We start from the raw sequence: 15670 nt of genomic DNA on the forward strand, positions 1-15670 counted from the left end.
GTGGGACGGAACGGCACCGAAGGGGGCGGACGGCTCATGGCACGGTCCGGAAGCACGGGGCACGGTACGCGGAGTCCGAAGCAGTACGACGTCGTGATCAGCGGGGCCAGCCTGGCGGGGTGCGCCGCGGCGATCCTGCTGGCCCGCCAGGGAGTCCGGGTGGCGCTGCTGGAGCGCCGGTCCGACCCGCAGGCGTACAAGGTGCTCTGCACCCACTCCCTGGTGGCCAGCTCCTACCCGGTCCTGGTGGAGCTCGGGCTGACGGAGGCCATCGAGGCGGCCGGCGCCCTGCACAACGACGCCCGCTGGTGGACCCGTTGGGGCTGGATCGAGCCCCAGGCCGCCCCCGGCGGGCCCGCCCTGCCGTACGCCTACAACCTCCGGCGCAGCAGGCTCGACCCGCTGATCCGCTCCCGCGCCGCCGCCACCCCCGGGGTCGACCTGCTGCTCGGCCACCAGGTCACCGGCCTGCTGCGGGAGGACGGGCGGACGGTCGGCGTCCGGGTGAGCACCCACGAGGGCGAGCGGGAGCTGCGCGCCCGGCTGGTGGTCGGCGCCGACGGCAAGGACTCGGCGGTCGCCAAGGGGGCGGGCATCGCCACCAAGCAGTACGAGAACGGCCGCTTCGGCTACCTCGCGCAGTACCGCGACCTGCCGCTGGCCGGGGGGATCGGCCAGACCTGGTTCCTGGAGCCCGACATGGCCTACGCCTTCCCCAACGAGGACGGCGTCACCGTGCTCGCGGTGCTGGTGGAGAAGAAGAAGCACCTGGCCGCCTTCAAGGCGGACCCGGAGGGCAGCTTCCTCGCATTCGTCCGCGCCCTCCCCGAGGCACCGCCGGTCGACGGCGCCCGGCGGATCTCCAAGCTGATCGGCACCGTCAACTACCCCCTGCAGAGCCGCCGTCCGACCGCCCCCGGCCTCGCCCTGGTCGGCGACGCCGCGCTCACCCCCGACCCGCTCTGGGGCGTCGGCTGCGCCTGGGCCCTGCAGTCCGCCCAGTGGCTGGCCGAGGCCGTCGGCCCGGCCCTGGCAGGCGCTCGCGGAGCCGACAGCCCCGGCCAGGGCGACCTGGAGAAGGCGCTCGCCGCCTACGCCCGGCGCCACCGCCGCAGCCTGACGGGGCACCAGCAGCTGGCCGCCGACTACGCCAAGGCCCGCCCGTTCAACCCCGGGGAGCGGCTGATCTTCTCCGCCGCCGCCCGCGACGCGGCGATCGCCCGGCACATGCACCGCTTCGCCTCCCGGCTGATCGGCCCGCTGCGCTTCCTCAACCCGGCGGTGCTGGCCCGGGCGGCCGTGGTCAACCTCAGGCACCGGCGCACCGCACCTGCCCGAGTCACCGCCCGGACCTGACGGTACGGCGGACGCGGACGGCACGGGGCGGCCCGCGGCCCCGGTGATCGGTAGCTTGACCGACACCGGGGCGGCCGTCCGCCCCGGGCTCCGTGCGCTTCACGGCGCACTCCGTGCCCGTTCGGGAGGGACCGTCTTGCGGATCAACGTCATCGGCACCGGCAACGCCGGCTCGGCCCTGGCCGGGCGCCTGTCCGGCGCCGGGCACGAGGTCACCACCTCGAACACCGCCACCCCCGTCGCCGAGGCGGCCCGGCAGGCGGCCGAGGCCGAGATGACCTTCCTGGCCGTCCCCTTCACCGCCACCCTCGCCCCCGAGGTCCGGGCCGCCCTGGCCGGCCGGATCGTGGTCGACGCCACCAACCCGCTCAGCCCCGACTTCCTCTCCCTGACGGTCGGTCACACCACCTCCGGCGGCGAACTGGTCGCCGAGGCCCTGCCCGGCGCCCGGGTGGTCAAGGGCTTCAACACCGTCCTCGCCGCCGCCACCGCGGCCGCCTCCTACGAGGGCCGCCCGCTGCTCCTGCTGCTCGCCGGCGACGACCGCGAGGCAGTCAAGGCCGTGGCGGAACTCGGCACCCAGCTCGGCTTCGACGCGGTGGACGCCGGCCCGCTGGCCACCGCCCGCTACCTGGAGCCGCTGGCCGAGGTGCTCATCCACCTCGCCTACGCCCAGGGCCTCGGCCCGGAGATCGGCCTCGCCCTCCTCCGGGGCGGCGACGCGGCTCCCTGACAGCGGGTCAGTTCGCGGCGGCGCGGTGCCTCGTGACGGCGGCGCGGTGCCTCGTGACGGCGGGTCGGGCGTCGAGGCGCCTCTCCGGCCGCGTGGTAGCGTCGCGGCGTGACGGGGGCCCGATCGTGATCAAGGTACTGCTGGCCGAGGACATGCACCTGATCCGGGGCGCGCTGGTCGCCCTGATCGGCATGGAGCCCGACATGGAGGTGGTCGGCCAGGTCGCCACCGGCGAGGACGCGGTGGCCCGCGCCGCCGAACTCCGGCCCGAGGTCGTGGTGCTGGACATCCAGATGCCGGGCCGCCTGGACGGGCTGGCCGCCGCCGTGGAGATCCACGCCGGGGCGCCCGGCTGCGGCCTGCTGATGCTGACCTCCCACGGCCGGGCCGAGACGCTCCGCCGCGCGCTCGCCGCCGGGGCGCGCGGCTTCGTCCTCAAGGACGCACCGCCCGAGCAACTCGCCGACGCGATCCGCCGCGTGGCCGCCGGCGAAACGGTGGTTGACCCGGCCCTGGCCGCCGCCGCCCTCACCGCACGCCCCAACCCCCTGACCCCACGCGAGACCGAACTCCTCCGGATGGCCCAGGACGGCGCCGACCCGGCCGAGATCGCGGCCCGGTGCTTCCTCGGCAAGGGCACGGTCCGCAACTACCTGGGCGCGATCGTCACCAAACTCGACGCCCGCAACCGCCTCGACGCCGTCCGCATAGCCGTCGACAACGGCTGGCTCTGACGGCCGTTCCGTTCGAGCAGGTGAGGCGGCCCTGACGGTCGCGGTGCGTTCTTCGAACCGCTCCTGACCCCGGATCGCGAACGCGAGCGGGCCGCACGCCCCAGGGGGTGTGCGGCCCGCCGTGCTCGGCTCAGACCGTCGCGAAGGCGGTGAAGGCACTGGCCAGCGAACGCTGGTAGGCGTGCACCGTCCCGCCGTCGGCCGTGCGGCCGAAGAGCTCGAACCGGCCGTCCGCGTCACTGCCGACCACCGGGTCGCCGACCGTCTGCCCGCCGAGATCGCTCCAGCCGGACCAGGTGCTGTTCGGCGCGATCTGGTGGACGTTCATGACGGCGCCGCTGCCGTTGCGGACGAACAGTTCCAGGTTGCCGTTGGCGCACAGGACCGCGGTCGGGGTGCCGACCAGGTTGACGCCGCGCAGGTCCGCCCACTCGTGCCAGGTTCCGTTGGGCCTGAGCTGCCAGGTGGTGGAGATCCCGCCGCCCGCGTTGCGGGCGAAGACCTGCTGGGTGCCGTTCGCGTTGGAGGCCACCGCCGGGTCCGAGACGACGTTGCCGCCCAGGTCGACGAAGGCCGACCAGGTGCTGTTCGGCGCCACCTGATGGGCCGCCAGGACGTGACCGTCGGCGCGCCGGGCGAAGACCTCCTGGGTGCCGTTGGCGTTCCGCCCCACCGCCGGCGTGCCGGTCAGGTCGCTGCCGCCGAGGTCCGCCCACTCGTGCCAGGTTCCGTTGGGCCTGAGCTGCCAGGTGGTGGAGATCCCGCCGCCCGCGTTGCGGGCGAAGATCTGCTGGGTGCCGTCCGCGTTGGACGCCACGGCCGGGTCCGAGACGACGTTGCCGCCCAGGTCGACGAAGCCCGACCAGGTGCTGTTCGGCGCCACCTGATGGGCCGCCAGGACGTGACCGTCGGCGCGCCGGGCGAAGAGCTCCTGGGTGCCGTTGGCGTTCCGCCCCAGCACCGGGGTGCCGGTGAGGCCGCTGCCGCCGAGGTCCGTCCACTCGTGCCAGGTGCTGTTCGGCGCGTTCTGGTAGCGGACCCGGAAGCCGCCGCTGCCGTTGCTCTCGACGTAGTTCAGTGCGCCGTCGGCGTCGTTGCCGATCTGCTTGCGGCCGACCGCCGCCTCGTCGTCGACGATCTTGTCGTACCGCTTGGGGACGTAGTCGCCCCGGGGGTGGCCGTCCAGGTCCGGGGCGTCCTTGGAAGCGTGGGTGATCCGCTGCACCGGAGTGTCGCCGAAGGTGTAGTACGAGAAGTGGATGCGATCGCTCTCCCAGGCGTCGAACAGGATCACGTGCTCCTGCTCGTCCAGCAGGATGTCGCCGGCCTTGAGCTGGCTCCAGCCGATCGTGTGGGAGATCAGCCCGAGCGTGCGGGTCGAGTAGTCGGTACCGGTGTGCCAGGCCATGTCCACGTAGCCGGAGCAGTCCCGCCGGTAGTTGCGGTCACCCGTCGGCCCGGGAGAGTACCCGCTCTGACTGTAGGTACCGGGTTTGTGGTCCACCCAGTACTGCGCCCGCTCGATCACCTCGCTCCTGGTGATCCAGCCGTTGACGTCGGACACCATGGCGGCCCGGGCCGGGAGTTGGAGGACCACCAGCGTGGTGAGGGCGGTGACCAGGACGGCGAAGGCGCTGATCAGACGGCGTATCGGTGTGCTCATGGCAGGTTCCACTCTCGGTTGCTCGGAGGACGGGAACGGAAGGACGGGCGGCGCGCACAGCGGGCCGGGCGCCGGTGAGCGAGCTCCGGGGGCCTCGGCAAGGGCCCGGCGGCAGAGCTCACGGGCCGTCAGCCCGGCGCCGGTCCGGTCGACGGCCCTCGGGGAGAAGGCGGTGTCGACTCACAGGTCGTGTGGGTGTTCTCGTGCACGGCGAACGTCGGCGCGTGCGGATGACGGGGGCGGACGGCTGCCCTGCAGGACCAGCAGTCGGCCGGGCGGGCGCGAGTGATCAGCGGCCGGGGAAGCCCGGCGCGGGCACCGGCGGGAGGTAACGCCGCTTCAGCACAGGGGAGTTGCGGTAGCTGCGGGCGACCAGGGCGGCGGCTCGGCCGGTGGCGGCCTCGGCCCCGGCTCCGGCTCTGTCGGGCGGGAGGAGGAAGAGCAGCAGGTCGAGGCGGCCGGGCTCGCTGCGGGCGCTGGCGTGTTCCAGGCCGTCCTCGGGTGTGGCGTGCGCCCACAGGGCGTCGAGGGCCTCGGGGACCTCGGTCAGGGAGTCCGGGAGGGTGCCGGGGCGGTGGTCCAGGCTGGTGTAGACGATGTCCATCGGCGGGTCAGCCCCACTGGAACTCGTCCGGGTCCACCGCCGCGGGGGACGTGGTGGTGGCCGACGTGGCGGGCACCGGGGAGGCGAGGGCCGTGGTGGCCGCTGCCGTGGGAAGCACGGTCACGGCGAGGGTGGCGACCGCGGTGGCGACGGCAAGAGACAGGCGGGTCATGGTCGTTGCCCTTCACGAGGCTGGAGGAGGGTGCGGGACACGGGCCGGTTCGACGCTCCGCGGTGGCGCTCGGTCCGTTCGCCGTTGCGGGTGGTCCCTGGTGGCGATGGCTCAAGCTTCGCGGCCCGGTGGTGGCGCCGGTAGGACTTCCGGCTGTCGCCAAGGCGCCTGGCGGGATTTCGACAGGACAGCAGGACCGGGGACGTCTGCTTCGACCCGGTTCGTCCCGGGGCAGACCCGCGCAACAGCCCTGGACCCCGGCACTAGGGGCAGGCCCGCCAAATGCCTTGTGCGTGCACAAACACCCCAAAGTGGATCTTGAAGGGGATGTGAAGGGCCTGCCATCATGGGCGGCGATGCCGAAGCGCAACCGCGTCTTCACGGGGGGCAACACACCATGCTCGAATCGTTGGGGCTGTCCGGCCCCGCCGCGGCCGTCTACCAGGCCATGCTCGACCGGCCCGGTGTCGGAGTCGCCGCACTCGCCGCCGACCTGGACCTGACCGCCGACCGGGTGCGCGCCGGCCTGGACGAGCTCGCCGCCCTGCTGCTGGTGCGCGCATCGAGCGAACATCCCGGCCAGATGCGTGCGGTCAGTCCCGAAGTGGGCCTCGCCGACATGCTGGCCCGCCAGGAGGCCGAACTGGCTGCCCGACAGGCCCAGTTGGCAGCCTCGCGGGCTGCCGTCACCCGCCTGGTCGCCGACCGGGCCGAGACCCGGGCCGCCCACGGTGAACGCTTGCTCGGCATGGACGCCATCCAGGCCCGGCTGGAGGAACTGGCCCGCGGTGCACGGGCCGAGTGCCTCGGCGTCCACCCCGGGACCGGCCACCGCCCCGAGGACCTGGCCGCGGCCCAGAGCGCCAACGGCCGAGCCCTGGCCCGCGGCGTCGCGATCAGGAGCCTCTACCAGGACGCCGTGCGCAACGTCCCGCACACCGTCGCCCACGCGAGCTGGGTACTCGACCACGGCGGCGAGATCCGCACCGCCCCGGTCATCCCGCAGCGCCTGGTCATCGTCGACCGTGCCCAGGCCCTCGTCCCGATCGACCCCGCCGACACGCGCAGAGGCGCACTCCACGTCACCGAACCCGGCCTGGTCGGTGCCTTGTGCGAACTCTTCGACCAGGCCTGGGCCACCGCCGTGCCCCTCGGTGCGACCCGCGCCCAGGACGCCGCGACGGGCCTGAGCGACACCGAACGCGAGCTCCTGCGCCTGCTCGGCTCCGGCCTCACCGACGACACCGCCGGCCAGCGGCTCGGCGTCTCCTCCCGCACCGTCAACCGCCTGATGGCCTCCATCATGGAACGCCTGGAAGCCAGCAGCCGCTTCGAGGCAGGCATCAAGGCCGCTCACAAGGGCTGGCTCTGACGCCCGACGGCCCGGCGCCGCGTCGGGCGCCTCGACCGGGCGCACCCCCGGCCCCTCGTTCCACCGGCCGCGAGCTCGTACGGCCTGCCGGCCCGGTCGCAGAGGCCCTCCCCGGTGGAGCCGGTGCGGTCGGTCCGACCCGGCGGAGGGCGGCTCTCCCGGGTAGGTCGTCAACAAGGGTGCAGGACCGTGAGTTCGTGGTGGCCGTCTGCCTGGTGGACCGTCAGCTGGCCGCCTGCGGCTCGGACCCGGTCGGTGAGGTTGGTGGTGCCGCGGCCGCCGGTGCGGGTGGGGGCGGTCGCGCCGTCGTTGCGGATGCGGAGGCCGGTGGCGTCGAGGTGCAGCAGGCAGTGGGTGGCGGTGCTGTGGCGCAGGACGTTGGTGACGGCCTCGCGGAGGACGATCGCCAGCAGCCGGTCGTCGCGGCGGGAGGTCCGGTGGATCGTGACGCGGATGCCGGCCGCCTCCAACAGGGCGCGGGCCGAGGTGAGTTCGGCGTCGAGGGAGAGGTCGGGGTCCTCGTCGTGGGGGATGGCGCGCAGGGCCGTCAGGGAGCGGTGGGCGGTTGCGGTGATCTCGGACAGTTCGGCGGTCACGGCGTCCGCCGGGGAGAGGCGGAGGGCGAGTTCGGCGCGGACGGTGATGGCGGACAGGCCCTGGCCGAGGAGGTCGTGGACGTCGCGGGAGATGCGACGGCGCTCGCGGGTGACGGCGATGGCGGCCAGGGCGAGGCGGGCCTCGCGGGCTTCGAAGACCAGGCGGGTCTGGACGGCCAGGGCGTGCAGCATCGCGGCGACGGCCAGTGAGTTGAAGGCCCAGTACAGGACCTCGCCGGTCGGGTGGTCGCGGAGGGCGAGGATCGCGGTCTGGAAGGCGAGCAGGCCCGCCGCGCCGAGCGTCCACCAGCGGCCGAGCAGCAGGAAGGTGGCGGCGGCGAAGCCGACCAGCTGCGGGTAGGCCTGCCCCGGGTGGAGGAGGGTGGCAACGGTCAGTGCCAGGAGGGCGGTTGAGGTCCAGGCCAGCCCGGCGGGCCGTTCCCCCGGTGGGCGGGGGAGGGAGTGGTGGAGCTGGAGGCCGAGGACGGCGGCGGCGAGCAGGGCGGGGCCGGGGCGGCCGCCGAGGTAGATCAGGGCGATCAGCAGGTAGCCGCCGTGCACGGTGAGCAGGATCGGCAGGGCGAGGCGCGGGAGGAGGTCGTCGGGCGGTGCGGATGCGGGCGACGGCCGTTCCGGGACGGACCGGGCCAGGGCGGCCGCCTGCCTCGAGACCCTGATGATCTCGGCCAGTTCGCCCCGTGCGGCGAGGGCGAGGATCCCGGAGAGCGCGGTGCCGAGGGCGTCGTCCAGATCGCGCGAGGCGCGGGAGCGTTCCTCGGCCACGGCCGCGGCGACCAGCTCCGCGCGGACGGCGTGCACGGCGGCCCTGGTCCGGCCGAGCTGGGTCACGCCGAACAGCACCAGCCCCTGGCAGACGGCGTTGAGCAGGGCCAGCGCGACCGCGAACGGCTCGGCCGGCGCCATCAGGCCCGCCCCCAGGACCACCCCGGCGAACACCACCCGGCGGCTGCGGCCGCACAGGAGCAGCAGCGCGGAGGCCGCCACCGGACCGGCCGCCGCAGGGCCCGCCCAGGGCAGCAGGAGGACCTGGGCCGCCAAGGTCCAGCGGAGCCGCCGGTCCTGACCCGCCGTCAGGCAGTGCAGCAGCTGCAACCCCAGGACCCCGGCCAGCGGGAGGCTCGGGACGGGGTGCAGGGGATCGAACACCACCCCCGCCAGGACCAGCACGATGATCAGCACGGACCGCACCTTACGTCCGGATCATGCGAATCACATGTCCGGTCGAGGTGTCAGGCACTGACGGCGGGTCAGGCCCGCGCGGCAGGCTCGGGGGCATGAAGAACGCGATCCGCCGCCCGGCCAACGCCGCTGCTCTGCTCACCGTGGCGCTGCACACCGTAGCCCTGTACACCGTTCCGGCCGCCGCCGAGCCCGTCGGTCGGGAGGCCGGGCTCGGCGCGGCGGTCGACCGGGCGGTCACCGGGATGCTCGCCGCCGACCGGATACCGGGCGCGGCGGTGGTCGTGGTGGAGGGCGGCCGGACGGTGCTCAGCAAGGGCTACGGCGTGGCCGACGTCCGGACCGGGCGGCCGGTGGACAGCGCCACCCCGTTCCTCACCGGCTCCCTCGCGAAGGTCTTCACCGCCGAGGCCGTCCTGCGGCTGGCCGCCGAGGGCCGGATCGACCTCCGGGCCGACGTGAACCGCTACCTGACGGCCTTTCGGATCGCCGACACCTACCCCGGCCGCCCGGTGACGGTGGAGCACCTGCTCACCCACACCGCCGGCTTCGACGAGGACCTGGTCGGCCTCGCGGAGGAGGACCCGGCGGACCTGGCCACGCTGGCCGAGAGCGTGAAGGACCGCCAGCCGCCCCGGGTCCGTCCGCCCGGCACCCGGATCGCCTACGACAACTACGGCCTGGCGCTGGCCGGGTACCTGGTGGAGGTGGTCTCGGGCCGCCCGTTCGACCGGTACCTGGCCGAGGAGGTGTTCGCCGCCCACGGCATGACGGGCTCGACGGCCGCCCTGCCCCACCCCGCGCCCGTCGCCGCCCGGCTCGCCCGCGGCTACCGCCCCGAGGGCGCCGGCTACGTCGAGCAGCGCGGCCAGTACGCGCCCTGGACGCCGTCCGGCACCGGGCCCGCCGTCACCCCGGACGACATGGGCCGGTACCTGGCCGACCAGCTGAAGGGGGATCAGCTCGCCCGGTCCATGCAGCAGACCCGGGTGACCGCCGACGACCGGATGCCCGGCATGGGCTACGTCCTCGAACACCGCCTGCGGAAGGGCCGCCCGGTGGTGTGGAAGGACGGCGACGTCCCCGGCTACCACAGCGCGATGGCGCTGCTGCCGGAGCAGGGCTTCGGCGTGTACGTGGCCGTCAACGGCGACGGGACCGGCGCCGTCGGCCCCTGGGACGTCCGGAGGATCGTGGACCTGGTCCTGGACAGCCGCCTCCCCGCGGCTCCCGTCCCGGAGGTCCCGGTGACCCCGGAGGCGGCCGGGTCGGCGGCTCACGCCGGACCGTACCGGTCGACCCGCACCAGCCGGAGCAGCCTGATGAAGGCGGCCACGCTGTTCGCCGTTCCGACGGTGGAGGCGGAGCCGGACGGCACCCTCACCACCACCGGACTCTCCCCCGACCCGGCCCGTCCGACCCAGCACTGGATCCCCGTCGGCCCCGGGCTCTACCGGGAACGGGACGGCGAGGCCCGGATCTCCTTCCCCGGGGACGGCGTCCTGGTCTCCTCCGAATTCCCCTCCGAGGTCTACGAGAAGCTGCCCTGGTACGACAGCCCGACGCTGGACGTCCCGCTGTTCGGGGCCGGTGCGGCGGCGCTGGTGGCCGCTGCCGTCGGCATCCCGGTCGCGGCGGCCGTCCGGCGGGCCAGGCGGCGTCCGGCCGCACCGCGAGCGGCCCGGTTCGCGCTGCTCGCCGCCTGGGGGTGCGGGGCGCTGAGCGCAGGCTTCCTGGGCGGGTTCGCCGTGGTGGGGGCCGATCCGAACGTCCTGATGGCAGCCGTCCCGCTGAACGCGCCCGGGCTGGCGGCCGTGCCCGTGCTGGCGACCGCCACGGCGGTCTGTGCCCTGCCGATGGTTCCGGCGACGGTGCTGGCCTGGCGCCGGGGGTGGTGGAGCCGGACCGGCCGCGTCGCGTACACCCTGCTGACGGTGGGCGCGGCCGGGTTCTTCGCGGTGGCGGCCGACTACCGCCTGCTGCTGCTCCCCTGAGGGCGGGTCACCTGCGGATTCCCGTTCGTGTGCAGGTGGGAGGCCGTGCGAGGATGCCGGGTCAGCTGCCTGGAGGACCGACCGATGCCCGCACCCCTGCCCGTACCCCCGTCCCTGCCCGTACGCCGCGTGCTCGGCGGCCGTCCGTTCGCCGAGTTCGGCGAGCCCGTGGCGGCCGAGCGCAGCGAGGAGCGGGGAGAGGTCGCGGTCGGCGGCGAGCTGGGGGACCTGCAGTGGGCGGGGCGGGACGTCGCAGGCTGGCACGGCCACCGCGTCGGCGTCTACGGGACCGACGCCCTGGACTGCCGACGGCTCGTCAGCAGCCGCTGGCCGGTGCGCTCGCTCGCCTTCCACCCGAGCCTGCCGCTGCTGGCGGTCGGGACGGGCGACTACGACGGCGGCTACATGTTCGAGGGCGAGCTGCTGCTCGTCGACCTCACGGACGGGAGCACGGTCTCCGCCCTGGAGCACGACCGCGAGGTGCGGCGGGTGCGCTGGCGGCAGGACGGCCGTGCACTCGAACTGCTGCTGGCCCCGCCGGACGAGGACGCGGCGAAGAAGCCGTTCACCCGCGGCTTCGAGGCGCTCGTCGAGCGGGCGGACTGGCGGGCCGTCACCGAACGGAGCGTGACCTCGCGCGAGCTCGGCGGTTCGCCGGTGAAGGCCGGACACGACCGCGGCCCGGCGAAGGAGGCCGCCCGGGACCTGGTCGCCGGTCTCGCCGGTGTCGCCGGTGTCGCCGACGGACGGTCACCGCGGCGCCAGGTCTGGGCGGTCGAGGCGCTGGCCGACGGCCGGGTGCTGGCCGCGCTGGAGGGCACCGCACTGGAGTGCTGGCTGCCCTCCGGCGAGCCGGCCTGGTCGGTGCCCGACCCGGACGGCGGGCGGCAGCTCGCGGTCTGCCCGGGCGAGGAGGCGGCCTGGGTCAACGTGCCCCGGAGTCGGCGCTGGACGGGCTCCGACTGGGAGGACGCCCCCAGCGCCGTCGACCTGCTCTCGCTGGCCGACGGCAGCACCCTCGACTCGGCCGAGGTCCCCTTCCCGGCCTCGATGACGGCCGACGACCGCGGGTGGGTCGCGCTGCGCGACACCCGCGACGAGGAGTCGAAGCCCGCGCTGGTGCTGATCTCGCCGGAGCGGGAGGTCGTGGCGGGCCCGACGGTCGGCGGCTACGACCTCTTCAACCACCACCTGGAGGTGCGGCGCGGCCCCGAGCTGCTGTTCATCCAGGGCAAGCGGAAGAAGCCCTGGAAGGAGCGGCGGTTCGTCTCGCTCGCTCCGGAGACGGGCGGCGGCAAGACGAAGGTCCGCGAACACTTCCCGCTGGAGTGGGACACCGAGCGGAACGGGCGGCTCTTCGGCGGCCCGGCCGTACGCCTCTCCGAAGGCGGCGAGGCCCTGGTCCACGCGGGCTGGATCCACGACGGGCACGGCCTGCTGCCCGGGAACGCGTTCATCGCCCGGCGCGGCTTCCCGGACGGAACCCTGCAGTGGGCGTTCACCGGCGACCACTCCGCCACCGCGCTCGACACCGACGGCCGGACGGTCTACGCGGCCCTCACCTCCGGTGAGGTCCTCGCCCTCGACGCGGTGGACGGCGCGGTGCTGTGGCGCTCTCGCGCGGAGGTCGGCGGGGTGCCGACCGTCGTCCTCTCGCTGACGGTGTCGGGTGGCGGGGAGCTGGTCCTCGGCACGGTGGACGGGCGGATCCTGCTCTGTCCTGTCGGGGGTCGGGGCTAACCTGCGGCCGAGCGGACCAGTGGTGATCAGGGAGGACGTGCCATGGGTGGCAACGCGTGGACGGCGACGGGGCCGTACCAGGAGGACCTGGGGGCGGCCTTCCGGAAGGCCCAGAAGGACGAGCTGACGAGGGATCACCACGGGTTTCCGGGGCGGGACATCGTCGAGCTCTGGGAGGACGAGGCCTGGCAGGAGTACATCCTGACCGGGGGCACGTGCACGGTGCTCGACCACCACGCGCTGATCGACGCCGAGGCGGGCGACCAGTTCGCCATGATGCGCCCCCTGACCGAGGCCGAGATCCGTGGCTGGGCCCCCGACGGCCGGCCCACGCGCGAGCAGTGGGAGGCCGCCACGCGCCGGCTGCTCGACCCGGTCGAGCGTGGGATCGGCCGGTGCACGGTGCTGTACCGGGACGGTGAACCCGCCGAGATCGGCTACTGGGGCTGCACCGCGGACTAGCTCCGTGCAGTGGTCCGGTGGCGCCCGCCTAACGGGGGGTCACGACCGGTGCGGAGGGGCGGCCGGTGGTGGGGTCGAGGGTGAAGACCGCGGTCTCCTCGTCCGTGGTCACGGTGATCCGGTCGGTCCTGGACCAGGAGGCGCGGCCGAAGTTGCCGCGGGGGTCGCGGTCCCGCCACACGCCCAGGTCCCAGTGGCGGGCCGACCAGCCCCTGCCGGTCAGCACCTGCACCTGGTAGTCCGGGTCGATGGAGCCGGAGACGTTGGTCACCAGCAGCACGCGGTCCGGGTGGTCGGGGTCGGCCACCCGGGTCACCGAAAGGCCGTCGCCCCCGAAGACCATGGCAAGGAAGACGATCGGCGCACCGACGATCAGCAGGGCCACCAGGCCGGCCGCGCAGCCGACCTGCGACCACACGGTGCGGAACTCCAGCTCCACCACCAGCGACACCACGGTCAGCCCGATCGCGGTGCCGCCCAGCAGCACGGGGTGGTCCAGCCAGTCCTCCAGCACCACCAGGCCGCCCGACCGGCGGGCGAACCTCCCCGGCAGGTAGGCCAGGACCGCCAGCAGGGCCAGACCCCTGAGCGACCACGCGATCCGTCTGCGCCGCTGCACTGTCATCCGCCCCCGATTGATCACGGCCGGGACTGTACACGGCGTGCGGGCCCGGTGATGTTCAATGCCGGGGCAGGTCGGGCCCCGCCATCGCGGCCTCGTGCTTCGTTCGGGCGATCCCGGCCAGCAGCCGCTGAAGGGCGGCGACCTCGGCGTCACGGCCCCGGGTCTTGACGGCATGACAGTTGGGGCAGAGCACGACCATGTTGACCGGATGGTCCGGACCGCCGGCCTTCAGGCCGTGGACGTGGTCCACCTCGACGATGGGCTGCTCGTTGCGGCCGAGCACGTGGAAGCCGGGGTGGCCGCATCCGGGGTTCTCGCAGCGGCCCCCGGCACGCTCCAGGACGAGCGCCCGGAACGCGGTCGAGCGCACCGCCTCGGTCGTCGGTGCGGTGGTGGTGGCGGGGCGGGCGCGCTGCGCCGCTTCCTCCGCCTCGACCCGCTGTCGGTAGGTCAGCGGCGGGGCCGTCCGGCTCGGCTCGGCCAGGAGCTCCGCCGTCCGCGCCCCGGTGCCGGTCCGGTCGGGTCGGTCCGGCATCGGGGCGGTGTACCAGTCCGGTGCGGCGACGGTGCCGATCCGCCTGAGGCCGAAGTGGTGCTCCGTCAGGCGGAACTCGGCCCGTTCGACCTCCTCGTCGGTGAACAACTCCCTGAACCACGGCAGGCAGACGGCGAACTCGACGCTGGCGTCGAGCATGTCCTTCTCCCACAGCTTGGCGAAGCCGTAGGACGTGTCCCTGGCGGAGGCGAGGAGGGTCTTCGTGGTGCTCACCGCCCCCTGGGTCCTGATCATCCGTTGGAAGTCGGTCGGGTTGTACCCCGCCTTCTGCATCGCGGATACGCCGGAGAGGAGGTACGCCTCGAACCTCTTCCCGAGCTCGTCGTACCGGTCGTCACGAACCACGGTGCTTGCCTCCCCCTGGCCCGCGAACTCCGCCGGCCGCCGCCGATCCTACGCGTCGGATCCGAACGTCCGGAGGCGGTGGCTCAGCGGTACCAGGTGCGGATGGCGGTGGCGGCCTCGCGGACGTCGGCGTGGCCGTCGCGGATGCGGGCGGCGAGTTCGGCGGCCTGCTTGGGTTCGGCGGTGACGATCACACCGGAGGCGGCGAGGTAGGAGGCGGTGACCACGGCGGCGAAGTGCTCGTTGGCGAACTCCAGGGCGGGGACGCGGACCAGTTGGTGCATCAGGGCGGCGGCGCGCTGGTTGACGGCGCCGTAGACGGGGACATCCATCACCTCGTCGACGTGACGGGCGACGGCGGCGGCCAGGGTGCCGTAGTCGGTGACGTCGGGGTCGGTGGGCAGGAACTGGTGGGCGATGTCCAGCAGCCAGGCCCGGTCCACGCGCAGGATCACGCCGCGTCCGCCGTCCCGGCGCCGGCCCGCCTGCCGGCCGGGTACGGCCCGAACTCGGCCTCGAAGGCAGGGCCCCAGGCCTGCGCGAAGTGTGCGGCGGCGGTCAGGAACCGGTCCCGCCGCTCGTCGGCCTCCTCGGCCAGGACCTTGCGCGCGTAGTCGGGCAGGGTCATCCCGGCGGCCTCGGCGCGCTGCTCCAGTGCCTCGTGCACCCCGTCGTCCAGCCGCACGTTGAGTTGCTTCATGGCTCCAACGTAGCGAACGGTAGTGGGTGCTACAAGGTGGTGTCGCGCTCCCGGGGCGGAGCGCCGACGAGCTGGATGCGCTCGGGTGCCGCCGGCGTGCGGGGAACCGGACGGGAGGACTACCGGGCGAAGTGGTGCCAGTGGCCTTCGGAGACGACCTCGACGGTGCCGTCGACGACCGTGATCGCCGATTCGTCGTCCAGGGCGTAGCCGGGGACGGGGAGGCGGGCGGCCCAGCGTTCGGCGTCGGGGGTGGTGTTGTCGGGGCACATCGGGTTGTCGAGGTGGGGGAAGACCGCGAAGTCGACCAGGCCGAGGGCGGTGTCGTCGTCGGGGGCGGCGGTGGGTGGCTGCCAGCCGAGGAACTCGCGGCCGACGTGCGGGGCCGTCACCATGCTGCCGGCGCTCAGGCCGACGTAGACCGTGTCGTGGAGGGTGGGGAAGAGCGCCGCGAGGCCCGAGGCGAGCATCCAGTGGTGCAGGTAGCGGACGTCGCCGCCGCAGACCAGGAGGGCGTCGGTCTCGCGGACCAGGGGGATCCAGTGGTCGTCGGGGAGGCTGGGGAGGGCGGTGAGTTCGAGCATGCCGACGGACTTCCAGCCGAGTTCGACCAGCGGGGTGGGGGACTGCCCGGCGATCTGACGCCAGGTCATGACGGCGGTGCGGGGGAGCATGCCGTACATCGCGGTGGGGATGCACAGGGCGGTGGCGTCGGCGACGGGCTTGTCGAGGAGGTGGGTGAGCGCGTCGCGGATGGTCCCGTTGCTGACGCCGCCGGAGGTGAGGAGGAGTTTCATCGGGCCTTCCGTCGGGGGTCG

At 74.1% G+C, this 15670-nt stretch carries 16 protein-coding genes; 7 read left to right on the forward strand and 9 right to left on the reverse strand.

Going from position 1 to position 15670, the window contains the following annotated elements:
* The first annotated feature begins 93 nt into the window (after nucleotides 1-93).
* The 3 genes from ACWCYY_RS19130 to ACWCYY_RS19140 all read left to right on the forward strand — a co-directional run bounded on the left by ACWCYY_RS19130 (nucleotide 94) and on the right by ACWCYY_RS19140 (nucleotide 2823).
* On the forward strand, nucleotides 94-1356 hold the full coding sequence (locus ACWCYY_RS19130) for an NAD(P)/FAD-dependent oxidoreductase (protein ID WP_449796720.1): 1263 nt from the start codon (nucleotides 94-96) through the stop codon (nucleotides 1354-1356).
* 136 nt (nucleotides 1357-1492) lie between these two features.
* A complete protein-coding gene (locus tag ACWCYY_RS19135; RefSeq protein ID WP_380149908.1) occupies nucleotides 1493-2089 on the forward strand; it encodes an NADPH-dependent F420 reductase in 597 nt (198 codons plus the stop codon).
* 125 nt (nucleotides 2090-2214) lie between these two features.
* Entirely contained in the window at nucleotides 2215-2823 is a 609-nt protein-coding gene (locus ACWCYY_RS19140; RefSeq protein WP_449796721.1) for a response regulator transcription factor, read from the forward strand.
* A 130-nt stretch (nucleotides 2824-2953) separates the two neighbouring features.
* On the opposite strand, the gene ACWCYY_RS19145 is transcribed toward ACWCYY_RS19140, so the two are convergent.
* The 3 genes from ACWCYY_RS19145 to ACWCYY_RS19155 all read right to left on the reverse strand — a co-directional run bounded on the left by ACWCYY_RS19145 (nucleotide 2954) and on the right by ACWCYY_RS19155 (nucleotide 5262).
* Nucleotides 2954-4486 (reverse strand): hypothetical protein, encoded by a 1533-nt coding sequence (locus ACWCYY_RS19145; RefSeq protein ID WP_449796722.1) that lies wholly within the window; start codon nucleotides 4484-4486, stop codon nucleotides 2954-2956.
* Between the two features lie 289 nt (nucleotides 4487-4775).
* Nucleotides 4776-5090, reverse strand: coding sequence for a hypothetical protein (locus tag ACWCYY_RS19150; RefSeq protein ID WP_449796723.1), 315 nt, complete (start codon nucleotides 5088-5090; stop codon nucleotides 4776-4778).
* Nucleotides 5091-5097: 7 nt separating this feature from the next.
* The gene (locus ACWCYY_RS19155; protein WP_449796724.1) at nucleotides 5098-5262 is read right to left on the reverse strand and encodes a hypothetical protein; all 165 of its coding nucleotides are present in this window, start codon (nucleotides 5260-5262) and stop codon (nucleotides 5098-5100) included.
* 397 nt (nucleotides 5263-5659) lie between these two features.
* Between ACWCYY_RS19155 and ACWCYY_RS19160 the strand changes: the two genes are divergently transcribed.
* Nucleotides 5660-6634, forward strand: a complete 975-nt coding sequence (locus ACWCYY_RS19160; RefSeq protein ID WP_380149903.1) for a LuxR C-terminal-related transcriptional regulator — start codon at nucleotides 5660-5662, stop codon at nucleotides 6632-6634.
* 170 nt (nucleotides 6635-6804) lie between these two features.
* On the opposite strand, the gene ACWCYY_RS19165 is transcribed toward ACWCYY_RS19160, so the two are convergent.
* Nucleotides 6805-8430, reverse strand: a complete 1626-nt coding sequence (locus ACWCYY_RS19165; RefSeq protein WP_449796725.1) for a sensor histidine kinase — start codon at nucleotides 8428-8430, stop codon at nucleotides 6805-6807.
* Between the two features lie 95 nt (nucleotides 8431-8525).
* Here ACWCYY_RS19165 and ACWCYY_RS19170 point away from each other — a divergent pair, with 95 nt between their 5' ends.
* From ACWCYY_RS19170 to ACWCYY_RS19180, 3 genes are all read left to right on the forward strand, one after another.
* A complete protein-coding gene (locus ACWCYY_RS19170) occupies nucleotides 8526-10424 on the forward strand; it encodes a serine hydrolase domain-containing protein (protein WP_449796726.1) in 1899 nt (632 codons plus the stop codon).
* 84 nt (nucleotides 10425-10508) lie between these two features.
* Nucleotides 10509-12164: a PQQ-binding-like beta-propeller repeat protein gene (locus ACWCYY_RS19175; RefSeq protein WP_449796727.1), complete on the forward strand. Its 1656-nt coding sequence runs from the start codon at nucleotides 10509-10511 to the stop codon at nucleotides 12162-12164.
* Nucleotides 12165-12206: 42 nt separating this feature from the next.
* Nucleotides 12207-12626 (forward strand): hypothetical protein, encoded by a 420-nt coding sequence (locus tag ACWCYY_RS19180; protein WP_449796728.1) that lies wholly within the window; start codon nucleotides 12207-12209, stop codon nucleotides 12624-12626.
* A 28-nt stretch (nucleotides 12627-12654) separates the two neighbouring features.
* On the opposite strand, the gene ACWCYY_RS19185 is transcribed toward ACWCYY_RS19180, so the two are convergent.
* From ACWCYY_RS19185 to ACWCYY_RS19205, 5 genes are all read right to left on the reverse strand, one after another.
* Entirely contained in the window at nucleotides 12655-13251 is a 597-nt protein-coding gene (locus tag ACWCYY_RS19185) for a hypothetical protein (protein WP_449796729.1), read from the reverse strand.
* A gap of 55 nt (nucleotides 13252-13306) precedes the next feature.
* Complete coding sequence (locus tag ACWCYY_RS19190) at nucleotides 13307-14152, reverse strand: HNH endonuclease (RefSeq protein WP_449796730.1); 846 nt, start codon at nucleotides 14150-14152, stop codon at nucleotides 13307-13309.
* An 83-nt stretch (nucleotides 14153-14235) separates the two neighbouring features.
* Nucleotides 14236-14607, reverse strand: a complete 372-nt coding sequence (locus tag ACWCYY_RS19195) for a fic family toxin-antitoxin system, toxin component (RefSeq protein ID WP_345286877.1) — start codon at nucleotides 14605-14607, stop codon at nucleotides 14236-14238.
* Nucleotides 14604-14852, reverse strand: a complete 249-nt coding sequence (locus ACWCYY_RS19200) for a hypothetical protein (protein WP_345286879.1) — start codon at nucleotides 14850-14852, stop codon at nucleotides 14604-14606. The genes ACWCYY_RS19195 and ACWCYY_RS19200 overlap by 4 nt, the downstream gene beginning before the upstream one ends.
* Before the next feature lie 119 nt (nucleotides 14853-14971).
* On the reverse strand, nucleotides 14972-15649 hold the full coding sequence (locus ACWCYY_RS19205; protein ID WP_449796731.1) for a Type 1 glutamine amidotransferase-like domain-containing protein: 678 nt from the start codon (nucleotides 15647-15649) through the stop codon (nucleotides 14972-14974).
* Nucleotides 15650-15670: the final 21 nt, after the last annotated feature.

The organism is Kitasatospora sp. NPDC001664, from assembly GCF_053596675.1.